Origin of the sequence: Streptomyces parvulus (genome assembly GCF_014648855.1) — a bacterium.
Lineage (GTDB): Bacteria > Actinomycetota > Actinomycetes > Streptomycetales > Streptomycetaceae > Streptomyces > Streptomyces parvulus.
Genome location: NZ_BMRX01000017.1, coordinates 59949 through 76365 on the forward strand (window position 1 = coordinate 59949; position 16417 = coordinate 76365).

2 protein-coding genes are annotated in these 16417 nt (G+C 73.9%); both read left to right on the forward strand.

Annotated features, from left to right (window positions below; genetic code table 11):
* Nucleotides 1-77 precede the first annotated feature (77 nt).
* Nucleotides 78-5645, forward strand: a complete 5568-nt coding sequence (locus IE108_RS29350; RefSeq protein WP_064732182.1) for a type I polyketide synthase — start codon at nucleotides 78-80, stop codon at nucleotides 5643-5645.
* A gap of 50 nt (nucleotides 5646-5695) precedes the next feature.
* Nucleotides 5696-16408, forward strand: a complete 10713-nt coding sequence (locus tag IE108_RS29355; protein ID WP_189397790.1) for a type I polyketide synthase — start codon at nucleotides 5696-5698, stop codon at nucleotides 16406-16408.
* Nucleotides 16409-16417 lie beyond the last annotated feature (9 nt).

Consider the following 16417-nt stretch of genomic DNA (forward strand, 5'->3'; position numbering starts at 1 on the left):
CACACAAGACATGCGAGACAGGCACCCACGGCCGTCCGAGGCCACCGCACACATTCCTTTCCTGGGGGTTGAATCCAGTGGCTGACGAGGCAGAACTCCGCGACTATCTCAAGCGGGCCATCGCCGACGCCCGCACTGCCCGCAAGCGGCTGCGCGAGGTCCAGGAGGAGGCGCGCGAACCGATCGCCGTCGTCTCCATGGCCTGCCGGTACCCCGGTGGTGTCTCCTCGCCCGAGGCACTGTGGACGCTGGTCGCCGAAGGCGCGGACGCGGTCACCGACTTCCCCCGGGACCGGGGCTGGGACCTGGAGGGCCTCTTCGACGCCGACCCCGACCACGCGGGTACGTCGTACGTCACCCAGGGCGGCTTCCTGGAGGGGGCGGGCCTGTTCGACGCGGGGTTCTTCGGGATCTCGCCGCGTGAGGCCCTCGCGATGGACCCGCACCAGCGCCTGCTCCTGGAGACCTCGTGGGAGGCGGTCGAGCGCGCCGGCATCGACCCCCTCTCGCTCAAGGGCGCCGACGTCGGTGTCTTCTCCGGCCTCTCCGGACAGGGCTACGGCGCGAGCGCCGGCGTGGTGACCCCGGAGTCCGAGGGCTTCGCGGGCACCGGGGCGTCGTCGAGCGTGGCGTCGGGCCGGGTGTCGTACGTCTTCGGCTTCGAGGGCCCCGCGGTGTCCCTCGACACCGCCTGCTCCTCCTCGTTGGTGGCCATCCACCTCGCGGCCCAGGCCCTGCGGCAGGGCGAGTGCTCGATGGCGCTGGCGGGCGGCGCGATGGTGATGGCCACGCCCGGCAATTTCGTGGCGTTCTCGCGTCAGCGGGGCCTGGCCTCCGACGGGCGCTGCAAGGCGTTCGCGGAGGGCGCGGACGGCATGGGCCTCGCCGAGGGCGTCGGGGTCGTGCTCCTTGAGCGCCTGTCGGTCGCCCGGAAGCGCGGGCACAAGGTTCTCGCCGTCCTGAAGGGCAGTGCGGTCAACCAGGACGGTGCGTCCAACGGTCTTACGGCGCCGAACGGCCCCTCGCAGCAGCGGGTGATCCGGCGGGCCCTGGCCAGTGCCGGGCTCTCGGCGTCCGACGTGGACGTCGTCGAGGCGCACGGGACGGGCACGGCGCTGGGCGATCCGATCGAGGCGCAGGCGCTGCTGGCGACCTACGGGCAGGGGCGCGATCCGGAACGGCCGCTGTGGCTCGGTTCGTTGAAGTCGAACGTGGGTCACACGCAGGCGGCCGCCGGCGTGGGCAGTGTGATCAAGATGGTGCAGGCACTGCGGCACGGAGTCATGCCGCCCACCCTGCACGTCGACGCACCCACCAGCGAGGTGGACTGGTCGGCGGGCGCGGTGGAGCTGCTGACCGAGGCGCGGGAGTGGCCGCGTGAGGGGCGCCCCCGTCGCGCGGGTGTCTCGTCCTTCGGCGTGAGCGGGACGAACGCGCACCTGATCCTGGAGGAGGCGCCTGCCGAGGAGGAGGGCACGGCCTCGGCTCCGTCCCCCGGTGGTGTGGTGCCGCTGGTTCTGTCGGCGCGGAGTGCCGCGTCGCTGGTGGGGCAGGCCGGGCGGCTCGCGTCCTTCGTCGAGCGGAACGACGGGGTCGACCTGGTCGACGTCGCCGGTGCGTTGGTCGGTGGGCGTGCGGTGCTGGGTGAGCGTGCGGTGGTGGTGGCCGACTCAAGTGAGGAGGCGCTGGCCGGGCTGCGGGCGCTTGCTGCGGGTGAGGGTGCGCCTGGTGTGGTGTCGGGCAGCTCGGGGACGCCGGGCCGGGTGGTGTGGGTGTTCCCGGGTCAGGGCTCGCAGTGGGCGGGTATGGGCCGGGAACTCCTTGATGCCTCCCCGGTGTTCGCGGAGAGGATCGCGGAGTGTGCGGCGGCCCTGGAGCCGTTCATCGACTGGTCGCTCGTTGATGTGCTGCGTGGGGATGCCGACCCGCGTTTGATGGAGCGGGTTGACGTCCTTCAGCCGGCGAGTTTCGCGGTGATGGTGGGGCTGGCGGCCGTCTGGTCGTCGGTGGGCGTCGAGCCCGATGCGGTGCTGGGGCATTCGCAGGGTGAGATCGCTGCGGCGTGTGTGTCGGGTGCGCTGTCGTTGGAGGATGCGGCGCGGGTGGTGGCGCTGCGCAGTCAGGCCATTGCCGGGCAGCTCGCCGGGCGTGGCGGTATGGCTTCGGTCGCGCTGAGCGAGGGCGAGGCGGCCGGGCGGTTGAAGCGCTGGGCGGGCCGCGTGGAGGTGGCCGCTGTCAACGGGCCGTCCTCCGTGGTGATCGCCGGTGACGCCGAGGCGCTGGACGAGGCCCTGGAGGTGCTGGCCGCCGACGGGATCCGGGTGCGAAGGGTGGCGGTGGACTACGCCTCCCACACCCGACATGTGGAAGACATCCGCGAGACCCTCGCCGAGACCCTCGCTCGCGTCACGGCCAAGGCCCCGTCGATCCCGTTCTACTCGACCGTCACCGGGGAGTGGATCGAGAACGAAGGCGTGTTGGACGGCGGCTACTGGTACCGCAACCTCCGAGGCCAGGTCGGCTTCGGCCCCGCGGTGGGAGAGCTGGTCCGTCAGGGCCACGGCGTCTTCGTCGAGGTCAGCGCCCACCCGGTGCTGGTCCAGCCGATCACCGAGATCCTCGACGACACCGACACGACGGTCACCGGCACCACGGTCACCGGTTCCCTGCGCCGCGACGACGGCGGCCTGCGTCGCCTGCTCGCCTCGATGGCCGAAGTCTTCGTGCACGGCGCCCCGATCGACTGGTCCGGCATCCTGCCCGAGGGGGCTCGGCCGGCCCGCGTCGACCTTCCGACGTACGCCTTCGACCACCAGCACTACTGGCTCCAGGCCACCGACGCCCCCACCGATGCCACCTCCCTCGGGCTGGCCGGTACCGATCATCCGCTGCTCGGCGCGATGGTGGAGCTTCCGCACTCCGACGGGCTGGTGTTCACCTCCCGCCTGTCGCTCAAGAGCCACCCCTGGCTCGCCGACCACGCGATCGGCGGACTGGCGCTGCTTCCCGGCACGGGACTGGTGGAGCTGGCAGTGCGGGCCGGTGACGAGGCCGGCTGCGGGGTGCTCGAAGAGCTGGTGATCGAGGCGCCGTTGGTGGTTCCGGAGCAGGGCGGGGTGCGGGTCCAGGTGGCCGTGGGCGCGGCCGGCGAGAACGGGTCGCGCACCGTCGAGGTGCATTCGCGGCGCGACGACGTTCCCGGTGAAGGGGACGCGTGGACGCGGCACGCCACCGGAATCCTCGCGGTGTCGGCCCCGGCCCGCACCACGGGCTTCGACTTCGCCTCCTGGCCGCCTCCCGGCGCGCAGCGGGTCGAGGTCGACGCCGCCGACTTCTACGCGGAGCTGCGCGAGCGCGGCGTGGACTACGGACCGGCGTTCCAGGGGGTGCGGACGGCGTGGCGGCGCGGCGAGGAGGTCTTCGCCGAGGTCGCCCTGCCCGACGAGCTTCGCGACGAGGCGGCCGGGTTCGGCATCCATCCCGCCCTGCTGGACGCGGTCCTCCAGACCGGCACGTTCCGGGGTGGGGCGGCGGCGGACACCCCGGAGGACGAGACGGGCCGGCCCGTCCTGGCGTTCGCGTGGAACGGCCTGGTGCTGCACGCCGCGGGTGCCTCGGCGCTGCGGGTGCGCGTCGCCCCGAGCGGGCCGGACGCCCTGTCGGTCGAGGCGGCGGACGAGACCGGCGCACCGGTCGTGACGATGGACTCGCTGGTCTCCCGGGCGGTGTCCGCGGAGCAGTTGGACTCGGCCGCGGGCACCGTGGTCGCCGACTCCTTGTTCCGGGTGGAGTGGAGCGAGCTGCCCCCGGCCCCGGCGGTCGGGGCCCCGCCCTCGCGGACGGCGGTGCGCGACGCGGACGAGGTCGGCATGCTGGCCGAAGCCGCCGCCGTCCCGGACGTGGCCGTCCTGGAGGCGGTGGGCGGTACCACCGACGATGCCGTACTGGCGCTGACCTCGCGCGTCCTCACGGCCGTGCAGACCTGGCTGGCCGCGGAGGGGCTGGACGAGTCACGGCTCGTGGTCGTCACCCGGGGCGCGGTCGCCGCCGGCGGGACGGGGGAGGTGACCGACCCGGCGGGGTCGGCGGTGTGGGGCCTGGTGCGGGCCGTGCAGTCCGAGAACCCGGATCGCGTCGTACTCCTGGACACCGACCCCGACGCCGAAGGCGGCCTGGAGCCGGTGCCGGACTCGGTCCTCGCGGCGGTGCTGGCCGGCGGCGAGCCCCAGGTCGCGGTGCGGGGAACGGCACTGAAAGTGCCGCGTCTCGCCCGCGTCGGTGCGTCCGGCGCGCAGCCGGTGTTCGGCCCGGACGGAACCGTCCTCGTCTCGGGCGGCGGGTCCCTGGGCGAACTCGTCACCCGGCACCTCGTCGTCGAACACGGCGTACGGCACCTGGTCCTGGCCAGCCGCCGGGGCCCGGACGCCGACGGTGTGCGGGAACTCGCGGCCGAGCTGACCGGACACGGGGCGGCGGTCTCCGTCGTGGCCTGCGACATGTCCGACCGGGCGCAGGTCGAGGCCCTGCTCGCGCGGGTACCCGGGGAGCACCCCCTGCGGGGTGTGGTGCACACGGCCGGTGTCTTCGAGGCCGGACTCGTGGAGACGCTGACTCCGGAGCGGCTGGCGAAGGTCTTCGCGCCCAAGGTGGACGCCGTACGGAACCTCGACGAGCTGACCCGGCCACTCGCCCTGGACGCCTTCGTCGTCTACTCCTCCGCCTCCTCCGTCTTCATGGGCGCCGGCAGCAGCGGCTACGCGGCCGCCAACGCCTTCCTGGACGGGCTGATGGCCCAGCGTCGCGCGGCCGGGCTGCCCGGGCTCTCCCTGTCCTGGGGCACCTGGGCGCACGCCACCAACATGACCACCCACCTCAGCGCAGACGACCAGGTCCGGATGAGCCGGCGCGCCAGCCGTGACGGGGTCGTCGCGCTCCGGCCCGCCGAGGGCATGGAGCTGTTCGACGCGGCGGTCGGCACCGCGGACGCACTGCTCGTACCGGTCAAACTGGACCTGCGGGGCGTGCGGGCCGGTGCGGCGGCCGGCGGCGCGGTGCCGCACCTGCTGCGCGGCCTCGTACCCGCCGGCCGGCAGCAGGTGCGCGCCACGGCGTCCACCGCGGCCGGCGGCGACCTCCTGGACCGCCTGTCCGGACTCCCCGGACCGGAGCAGGAGGCCCTGCTGCTGGACCTGGTACGCACTCAGGCCGCGGTCGTGCTCGGCCACAGCGGACCGGAGAGCGTCAAGGCGGAGACCGCGTTCAAGGACGTCGGGTTCGACTCCCTCACGTCGGTGGAGCTGCGCAACCGGATGCGCGAGGTGACGGGCCGGAAACTGCCCGCCACGCTGGTCTTCGACCACCCGACCCCGCTCGTGCTCGCCCGCTTCCTGCGCGAGGAGCTGGGCATCGGCGACGACGTGCTCTCGAGGGTGAACACGAAAATCGCGGACGTCGAGTCGCTCCTCGGTTCAGTGAGCCTCGACGAATCCATGAGAACCGGTATCGCGTTGCGGCTCCAGGGCCTGGTGGCCAGGTGCAATGGGGTGGTCGAGCAGACGGACGGTTCCACGGTGGCGGAGAAGCTGGAATCCGCATCGGCCGACGAAGTCCTCGACTTCATCGACGGAGAACTCGGGCTCGTGTGACGCCGGTTCAGGGCATCCGGTACCGCCAAATCACTCGTGAGGACTGACGCATGGCCACGGACGAAAAGCTCCTCAAGTACCTCAAGCGCGTCACGACGGAACTGCACACCCTGCGCAAGCAGGGCTCCTCGCACGCGGGGGAGCCCATAGCGATCGTGGGCATGGCGTGCCGGCTGCCGGGAGGCGTGACGGGTCCCGAGGATCTGTGGCGTCTGGTGCACGAGGGGCGGGACGGCGTCTCGGGATTCCCTCAGGACCGGGGCTGGGAGCTGGACGGCCTGTTCGACCCGGACCCCGACAATCCCGGCACCTCCTACACGGACCAGGGCGGCTTCCTCCAGGGCGCGGGCGAGTTCGACGCCGGGTTCTTCGGGATCTCGCCGCGTGAGGCGCTGGCGATGGACCCGCAGCAGCGGCTGCTCCTGGAGACCTCCTGGGAGGCCCTGGAGCGTGCGGGCATCGACCCGGTCTCCCTGAAGGGCACGGACGTCGGCGTCTTCTCCGGTGTCTCCAGCCAGGGTTACGGGTCCGGCGCGGGCGGCGTCGCCCCCGAGCTGGAGAGCTTCACCGGAACCGGCGTGGCGTCGAGCGTGGCGTCGGGCCGGGTGTCGTACGTCTTCGGCTTCGAGGGCCCCGCCGTTTCCGTGGACACGGCCTGTTCGTCGTCGCTCGTCGCCATCCACCTGGCCGCGCAGGCCCTGCGCCAGGGTGAGTGCTCACTCGCCCTGGCCGGCGGCGCGATGGTGATGTCGACCCCGGGCACCTTCGTGGTCTTCTCCCGCCAGCAGGGCATGGCCGCCGACGGCCGGTGCAAGGCGTACGCGGACGGCGCCGACGGGATGGGCCTGGCCGAGGGCGCGGGTGTGGTCGTCCTGGAGCGGCTGTCGGAGGCCCGGGAGCGCGGGCACCGGGTCCTCGCGGTCATCCGGGGCAGCGCGGTGAACCAGGACGGCGCGTCCAACGGGCTGACGGCGCCCAACGGGCCCTCGCAGCAGCGGGTGATCCGCAAGGCGCTGGCGGGGGCCGGACTGGTCTCCGCCGACGTGGACGTGGTCGAGGGCCACGGCACGGGCACGGCGCTCGGAGACCCGATCGAGGCGCAGGCCCTGCTGGCCACGTACGGCCAGGGCCGTGATCCCGAACATCCCCTGTGGCTGGGGTCCTTGAAGTCGAACATCGGACACACGCAGGCCGCCGCGGGCGTGTCCAGCGTCATCAAGATGGTCGAGGCGCTGCGGCACGGTGTCATGCCCCCGACGCTGCACGCCCAGGAGCCGACGACCGAGGTCGACTGGACGGCGGGCGCGATCGAACTGCTCAGCGAGGCCCGGGACTGGCCCCGCAACGGCCACCCGCGGCGTGCCGGAGTCTCCTCGTTCGGCATCAGCGGGACGAACGCGCACCTGATCCTGGAAGAGGCGCCGGAGGAGACGCCGGCAGAAGAGGCGCCCGCCGAGGATGCGCCCGCCGACGAGGCGCCGGCCGAGGAGAGGACGGCACCGCTGCCCGCGCCGGGTGGGCTCACGCCCCTGGTGGTGTCGGCACACGGCGAGGGCTCCCTGGCGGGCCAGGCCGGACGGCTCGCCGCATACCTGGACGCCGGACCGCAGGAGCCGTCGGACACCGCCCCGGAGGCCCTGCGGCTTCCCCGTGTCGCGCGGGCGCTGCTATCCGAACGGGCGCTGCTGCGCGAGCGCGCCGTCGTCCTGGCCGGCTCGCAGCGGGAGGCCCTGGACGGCCTCGGTGCCCTGGCCCGGGGCGAACACGCGGCCGCTGTGATCACCGGCAGGGCGGCCGGCACCGGCGGACCGGGCAAGGTCGTCTGGGTCTTCCCGGGCCAGGGCTCGCAGCGCGCGGGCGCCGGACGGGAACTGTACGAGCGCCACGCGGTGTTCGCCCGCGCCCTGGACGAGGCGTGCGAGCAACTGGAGGCCTTCCTCGCCGGGTGGATCGACCACCCGGTACGCGACGTGATCCTCGGCACGGCACCGGGCAGCACCGAGCTGCTGAACCAGACGGTGTTCACCCAGGCCGCCCTGTTCGCCGTCGAAACCGCCCTGTTCCGGCTCCTGGAGTCCTGGGGCGTACGACCGGACGCGGTCGTCGGGCACTCGATCGGCGAGGTCGCCGCCGCGCACGCGGCCGGAGTGCTGTCGCTGCGGGACGCGGCACGCCTGGTCGCCGCCCGGGGCCGGCTCATGCAGGCCCTGCCCCCGGGCGGGGCGATGGTCGCGGTGGCCGCCGGCGAGACGGAGGTCGCCGGACTGCTCGGCGACGGGGTGGAGGTCGCCGCGGTCAACGGCCCCGCCTCCGTGGTCCTCTCCGGTGACGAGGACGCCGTACTCGCCGCGGCCGGGCGGCTGCGGGAGCAGGGCCGCAAGACCAAGCGGCTCGCCGTCTCCCACGCGTTCCACTCCCTGCGCATGGAGCCGATGCTGGCCGACTTCGCGGCGGAACTGACGGAGGTGGAGTGGCGGGCGCCGGCCATCCCCGTGATCTCGAACGTGACCGGGCGTCTCGCCGCGCCCGACGAACTCACCGGACCGGAGTACTGGGCCGGCCACGTGAGGCGGCCGGTGAGGTTCGCCGACGGCATCGCCGCCGCCGTCGAGTACGGCGCCGCGCTCTTCGTCGAACTGGGCCCGGGCGCGGCCCTGACCGGACTGGTCGAGGAGACGGCGACCGCCGCGGGCGCCGCCCCGGCCTGCGTACCCGCGCTGCGCGACGGCCGCCCGGAGGAGCGGACCCTGCTGGCCGCGATGGCGGAGCTGTTCGTGCGCGGCGTGCCGGTGGACTGGTCCGGCGTGCTGCCGGAGGGCGCCGCGGCGGGACGGGTGGATCTGCCGACGTACGCCTTCGACCGTCAGCACTACTGGCTGGAGACGGCGGGGTCGGTGACGGACGCGGCGTCGCTCGGACAGGCGGCTGCCGACCATCCGCTGCTCGGCGCGGTGGTGCGGTTGCCGGGGACCGACGGGCTGGTGTTCACCTCCCGCCTGTCGCTGAAGGCGCAGCCGTGGCTCGGGGATCACCGGGTCGGCGGTGTGGTGCTGGTGCCCGGCACGGGACTGGTGGAGCTGGCCGTGCGGGCCGGTGACGAGGCCGGGTGCGGTTCGCTGGAAGAACTGGTGATCGAGGCGCCGTTGGTGGTGCCGGAGCGGGGCGGGGTGCGGCTCCAGGTCGCGGTAGGCGGCCCGGACGAGAACGGGGCGCGCACCGTCGAGGTGTTCTCACAGCGTGAGGACGCGCCGGGCGACGGGGCCGCCTGGACGCGGCACGCCACCGCCACCCTGACCACCGCACCCACCGCCCCGCAGCGGGGCTTCGACTTCACCGCCTGGCCGCCGCCCGGCGCCGAGCCCGTCGAGACCGGCGACTTCTACCGCGACCTGACCGCGCTCGGCTACGGCTACGGCCCCGCGTTCCAGGGCCTGCGCGCCGTGTGGCGCCGCGGCGAGGAGGTCTTCGCCGAGGCCGCCCTGCCCGAGGAGCAGCGTGCCGGCGCGGACCGGTTCGGCATCCACCCGGCGCTCCTCGACGCCGCCCTGCACGCCGGGATGTTCGGCACCGAGTCGGACACGACGGCCCAGGAACCCGGCCGGCCGGTCCTGCCGTTCGCCTGGAACGGCCTGGAGCTGCACGCCGCGGGCGCCTCCGCACTGCGTATCCGTCTGAGCACCGCCGGACCCGGCGCCGTGACACTCGAAGCCGCCGACGAGACCGGCGGCCCGGTCGTGAGCCTCGGCTCCCTGGTGTCGCGGCCGGTCTCCGCCGACCAGTTGGAGTCGGCGACGGACTCGGCGGTCGCCGAGTCACTGTTCCAGGTGGACTGGACCGATGCACCCGCCGCCCACCCGGCCCCCGACGCCCCCACCTGGGCGCAGGTGGCCACGGCGGACGACGTGACGGAGCTTGCCCGGAACGCCGGCACACCGGAGTTCGCGGTGCTGGACGCCGTCGACACCCCCCAGCACGCAGATGCCGTACTCGCCCTCACCGCCCGCGTGTTGGGCGTGGTGCAGGCCTGGCTGTCCGCCGACGGCCTCGACGAGTCCCGGCTCGTCGTCGCGACCCGAGGCGCGGTACCCGCCGGGGACGGCCTGGTGACCGATCCGGCCGGTGCGGCGGTGTGGGGGCTGGTGCGCTCCGCGCAGGCCGAGAACCCCGACCGGATCATCCTGATCGACGCCGATCCGGCCGCCGCCGACGGCGTCGTGCCCGTGCTGGGCGCCGTGCGCGCCGCCGGAGAACCCCAGGTCGCCGTGCGCGGTACGGCGCTGAAGGTGCCCCGGCTCGCCCGCGCCGGCGGACCCGCCCCGCAAGCCCCCGACCCCCTCACCCCGCAGGGGACGGTCCTCATCACCGGCGGCACCGGATCACTGGGCGGCCTGGTCGCCCGGCACCTGGTCGCCCGACACGGCGTACGGCACCTCCTCCTGGTCAGCCGGCGCGGCCCGGACGCCGAGGGCGCACGGGAACTGGCCGACGAACTCACCGGGCGAGGCGCGGCCGTGACGGTCGCGGCCTGCGACGTGTCCGACCGGGAGCAGACCGCGGCCCTCCTCGCCCGCATACCCGACGAGCACCCCCTGCGCGGCGTGGTCCACACCGCGGGCGTCCTCGACGACGGAGTCATCGGGGCGCTCGATGCCCAGCGCCTGGCGAAGGTGTTCGCACCCAAGGTCGACGCGGTACGCCACCTCGACGCGCTGACCCGCGGCACCGACCTCGACGCGTTCGTCGTGTTCTCCTCCGCCTCCGGCGTGTTCGGATCGGCCGGCCAGGGCAACTACGCGGCGGCCAACGCCTTCCTGGACGGTCTGATGGCCGACCGCCGGGCCGCCGGACTGCCCGGCCTCTCGCTCGCCTGGGGCCTGTGGGAGCAGGACGCCGGAATGACCGCCCACCTCGGCGACGCCGACCAGGCACGCGCCGACCGCGGGGGCGTCCTGGCGATCACCGCCGCGGAGGGCATGGAACTGCTCGACGCCGCCCTCGTGTCCGAGCGGGCGCTGCTCGTACCGATCAGGATGGACCTGGGCGCGGCCCGGGCCGGAGCGGTGGCCGGGGCGCCGGTCCCGCACCTGCTGCGCGGCCTGGTACCGACGGGACGCCGGCAGGCACGGGCGGCGGCCGAGCAGGAGAACGACCTGCCCCGGCGCCTGTCCGGGCTCACCGAGGCGGAACGGGACGCCCTGCTCCTCGACCTCGTACGCTCCCAGGCCGCGGTCGTCCTCGGCCACGACGGACCGGACAGCGTCCGCGCCGACACCGCGTTCAACGAGGCCGGATTCGACTCGCTCACCTCGGTGGAGCTGCGCAACCGGCTGCGTGAGGCGACCGGCCTCAAGCTGCCCGCCACGCTGATCTTCGACTACCCGACACCGCAGGCCCTCGCCGGTTACCTGCGCGAGGAGTTCGGGGACACGGCGACGCCCGGCACCCCTGCCGCTTCCCCCGTACGCGCCGCGGACCCCGACGAGCCGATCGCGATCGTGGGCATGTCCTGCCGCCTGCCCGGCGGTGTGAACGGCCCCGACGACCTGTGGCGGCTGGTCTCCGAGGGCCGCGAGGGCATGTCCGCCTTCCCCGACGACCGCGGCTGGGACCTGGAGGGCCTCTTCGACCCGGATCCGGAGAGCGCGGGCACCTCCTACACCACCCAGGGCGGCTTCGTACGCGAAGCGGGCCTGTTCGACGCGGGGTTCTTCGGGATCTCGCCCCGTGAGGCGCTCGCCATGGACCCGCAGCAGCGGCTGCTCCTGGAGACCTCCTGGGAGGCGTTCGAGAGCGCAGGGATCGACCCGCTCTCGCTGAAGGGCACGGATGTCGGCATGTTCTCCGGCGTGTCCAGCCAGGGCTACGGGGCCGGCGTGAGCGCACCGGAACTGGAAGGCTTCGCGAGCACGGGCACGGCGTCGAGTGTCGCGTCGGGCCGGGTGTCGTACGTCTTCGGTTTCGAGGGCCCGGCGGTCACCGTCGACACGGCGTGCTCGTCGTCGCTGGTGGCGATGCACCTGGCCGCGCAGGCGCTGCGCCAGGGCGAGTGCTCGATGGCGCTCGCCGGCGGCGTGACGGTGATGGCGACTCCGGTCAGTTTCGTGGAGTTCTCCCGTCAGCGGGGCCTGGCCGGTGACGGCCGCTGCAAGGCCTACGCCGACGGCGCGGACGGTACCGGCTGGGCCGAGGGCGTCGGCCTGGTCGTCCTGGAGCGCCTGTCGGTGGCACGGGAGCGCGGGCACGAGGTCCTGGCCGTGCTGCGGGGCAGTGCGGTGAACCAGGACGGCGCGTCCAACGGTCTGACGGCTCCGAACGGTCCCTCGCAGCAGCGGGTGATCCGCAAGGCACTCGCCGGCGCCGGCCTCTCCGCCGCGGACGTCGACGTCGTTGAGGGCCACGGCACGGGCACGGCGCTGGGCGACCCGATCGAGGCGCAGGCGCTGCTGGCGACGTACGGCAAGGGCCGTGACGCCGAACGGCCGCTGTGGCTGGGGTCGCTGAAGTCGAACATCGGTCACACGCAGGCGGCCGCCGGCGTGGGCAGTGTGATCAAGATGGTGCAGGCGCTGCGGCACGGCGTCATGCCGCCCACCCTGCACGTCGACGCGCCCACGACGCAGGTGGACTGGTCGGCGGGTGCGGTAGAGCTGCTGACCGAGGCGCGGGAGTGGCCGCGTGAGGGCGGTCCGCGTCGTGCGGGCGTGTCGTCGTTCGGCATCAGCGGTACGAACGCGCACCTGATCCTGGAGGAGGCGCCTGCCGAGGAGCAGGGCACGGTCCCGGCTCCGTCCTCCGGTGGTGTGGTGCCGCTGATGGTGTCGGCGCGGAGTACGGCGTCGCTGGCCGGGCAGGCCGGGCGCCTCGCCGACTTCGTCGAACAGTCCGGCCAGGGCTCCCTGACCGGTATCGCCAGGTCACTGATCACCGGGAGGGCACTGCTGACCGAGCGCGCCGTCGTGGTGGCCGACTCCGAGGGGGAGGCCCTGGCGGGCCTGCGCTCCCTGGAACGCGGCGAGAACCCGGCCGGGCTGGTCACCGGGAAGGTGAGCGGTTCGGGCACGCCGGGCAAGGTGGTGTGGGTGTTCCCGGGGCAGGGCTCGCAGTGGGCGGGTATGGGCCGGGAACTCCTCGATGCCTCCCCGGTGTTCGCGGAGAGGATCGCGGAGTGTGCGGCGGCTCTGGAGCCGTTCATCGACTGGTCGTTGATCGATGTGCTGCGTGGTGATGCCGACCCGGGTCTGATGGAGCGGGTCGACGTCCTTCAGCCGGCGAGTTTCGCGGTGATGGTGGGTCTGGCGGCTGTCTGGCAGTCGGTGGGCGTCAAACCCGATGCGGTGCTGGGGCATTCGCAGGGTGAGATCGCAGCCGCGTGTGTGTCGGGTGCCCTGTCGTTGGAAGACGCGGCTCGGGTCGTGGCGCTGCGCAGTCAGGCCATCGCCGGGCAGCTTGCCGGACGCGGGGGCATGGCTTCCGTCGCGCTGAGCGAGGGCGAGGCGGCCGGGCGGTTGAAGCGCTGGGCGGGCCGCGTGGAGGTGGCCGCCGTCAACGGGCCCTCGTCCGTGGTGATCGCCGGTGATGCCGAGGCGCTGGACGAGGCCTTGGAGGTGCTGGCCGCCGACGGGATCCGGGTACGGCGGGTGGCGGTGGACTACGCCTCCCACACCCGGCATGTGGAGGACATCCGGGAGACGTTGGCCGACACCCTCACGGGAGTCACGGCCAAGGCCCCGTCGATCCCGTTCTACTCGACCGTGACGGGGGAGTGGATCGAGAACGAAGGCGTCCTGGACGACGGCTACTGGTACCGCAACCTCCGCAGTCAGGTCGGCTTCGGCCCCGCAGTGGCCGCCCTCCTGAAGCAGGGCCACGGAGTCTTCGTGGAAGTCAGCGCCCACCCGGTACTCGTCCAGCCGATCACCGAGATCCTCGACGGCACCGGCACCACGGTCACCGGTTCCCTCCGTCGCGAGGACGGCGGCCTGCGTCGTCTGCTCACGTCGATGGCCGAGTTGTTCGTGCGCGGCGTCCCCGTCGACTGGACCGCCATCCTTCCCGAAGGCGGCGCCACCTCAACCCGCGTGGACCTGCCCACGTACGCCTTCGACCACCAGCACTACTGGCTCCAGGCCACCGACGCCCCCACCGACGCCACCTCCCTCGGGCTGGCCGGTACCGATCATCCGCTGCTCGGCGCGATGGTGGAGCTTCCGCACTCCGACGGGCTGGTGTTCACCTCCCGCCTGTCGCTCAAGGCGCAGCCCTGGCTCGCCGACCACCGGGTCGGCGGCGTGGTGTTGGTGCCCGGCACGGGGCTGGTGGAGCTGGCCGTGCGGGCCGGTGACGAGGCCGGCTGCGGGGTGCTCGAAGAGCTGGTGATCGAGGCGCCGTTGGTGGTGCCGGAGCAGGGCGGGGTGCGGGTCCAGGTGGCCGTCGGCGCGGCCGGCGAGAACGGGTCGCGCACCGTCGACGTGTACTCGCGGCGCGACGACGCCTCCCTGCGCACCGGCGCGGACGCGTGGACCCGGCATGCCACCGGCATGCTGGCCCTCGCTCCCCAACCCGGCGCCGCAGCAGCTGGGTTCGACTTCGCGGCCTGGCCGCCGCCCGGTGCGCAGCCGGTGGCCGTCGACGGCGGCTACGACCTCCTCACCGAGGTGGGATACGGCTACGGCCCGGCGTTCCAGGGCGTACGTGCCCTGTGGCGCCGTGACGACGAGATCTTCGCCGAGGTGGCCCTGCCCGAGGAGCACCGAGAGGAGGCCGGCCGGTTCGGCGTCCACCCCGCGCTGCTCGACGCCGCCCTGCACTCGCCGCTCCTCCAGATCGCGGGGCCGGCACCGGCCGAGGGCGCCGACGGCGGGCCCGGTGAAGCGGAACTGCGGCTGCCGTTCGCGTGGAACGGCCTGGTGCTGCACGCCGCCGGGGCCTCCGTCCTGCGGGTGCGCCTGGCGCTGACCGAGCAGGACGCGCTGTCGCTGGCGGCGGCGGACGAGGCCGGTGCCCTGGTCGTGACGATGGACTCGCTGGTGTCCCGGGTGGTCTCCGCCGAACAGCTCGACACGGCGGCGGACACCGCCCGCGCCGACTCGCTGTTCCGGGTGGAGTGGACCGAACTGCTGCCGCTCCAAGGCACGGAGACCGCGCCGACCTGGTCGCCGGTGGCCACCGCCGAGGAGGTGGCGACGCTCGCCGACGACATCGAGTCCGGCGCCGCCGCACCCGCCCTCGCGGTACTCGAAGCCGTCGGCGACCAGGACGAGGCGGCGGCGCTGGAACTGGCCACCCGGGTGCTGGAGGCCGTGCAGTGCTGGCTGGACGGTCCGGCCCTCGACGAGACGCGGCTGGCCGTGGTGACCCGGGGCGCGGTGCCCGCCGGTGACTCCGGGACCGTGTCCGACCCGGCCGCGTCGGCGGTGTGGGGGCTGGTGCGGGCCGCGCAGGCCGAGAACCCGGACCGCATCGTCCTCGTCGACGCCGATCCGGACGACATGGAGTCCGCCGAGGCCGCGCTGCCCGCGCTGGGTCTGGCGCTGGCCGCCGGAGAACCGCAGGTCGCCGTACGTGGCGGCACCCTCTCGGTGCCGCGCCTCGTCCGCGTCGCGGACCGTGTCGTGGATGCGGACGCGGTGTTCGCGGGCGAGGGGACGGTGCTGGTCTCGGGTGCGGGTTCGCTGGGTGGTGTGGTGGCCCGGCATCTGGTCGCGCGGCACGGGGTGCGGCGTCTGGTGCTGGCCAGTCGTCGTGGTCCGGAGGCCGAGGGTGCGGCGGAGCTGGTGGCGGAGCTGGCGGGGCGGGGTGCGGCCGTGGAGGTCGTGGCCTGTGACGTGTCCGACCGGGCACAGGTCGAGGCGCTGCTCGCCGGACTGCCGCCGGAGTACCCGCTGCGCGGAGTCGTCCACACCGCGGGCGTGACCGACGACGGTGTGATCGGGGCGCTGACGCCGGAGCGGCTGGCGCGGGTGTTCGCGCCGAAGGTGGACGCCGTACGCCACCTGGACGAGCTGACGCGGTCGCTGGCACTGGACGTCTTCGTCGTCTACTCGTCCGTCTCGGCGGTCTTCATGGGCGCGGGCAGCGGCAGTTACGCCGCGGCCAACGCCTACCTGGACGGGCTGATGGCCCAGCGCCGCGCGGCGGGACTGCCCGGACTCTCGCTGGCCTGGGGCCTGTGGGAGCAGACCGGCGGCGGCATGGCGGCCGGTACCGACGAGCTCACCAAGGCGCGGATGAACCGGCGCGGCGGACTGCGGGCGATCACCCCGGCCGAGGGCATGGAACTCTTCGACGCGGCACTGGGCTCCGGGCGGGCTCAGCTCGTGCCCGCGAGACTGGACCTGACGTCGCTGCGCGCCCGCGCCGGGGACGGCGGGGTCCCGCACATGCTGCGCGGCCTGGTCCGCCCCGGCCGCCAGACGGCCCACACCGCGAGCACCGGAGTCCAGGGCAAGGCACTGTCCGAGCGGCTGGCCGGCCTCACCCCCGCCGAGCAGGCGCGGACGCTGCTCGACCTGGTCCGGGACCAGGTGGCCGCGGTACTGGGCCACGGCGCCACGTACCGGATCGACGCCGACCAGGGGCTGTTCGAGGTCGGCTTCGACTCCCTCACCTCCATCGAGCTGCGCAACCGGCTGCGCGACCTGACCGAGCGCAGGCTGCCGCCCAACCTGGTCTTCGACTGCCCGACGGCGGGCCTGCTCGCCGCCCACCTGCACGGGCTGATGTGCGGCGAACAGGCGGCTCAGCCCGCAGCGGTCTCCGTGTGACGCGGCGAT

Coding starts and splice junctions, on each gene's coding strand:
- IE108_RS29355 (WP_189397790.1), top strand. CDS start 5,696: ATGGCCACGGACGAAAAGCTCCTCAAGTACCTCAAGCGCGTCACGACG.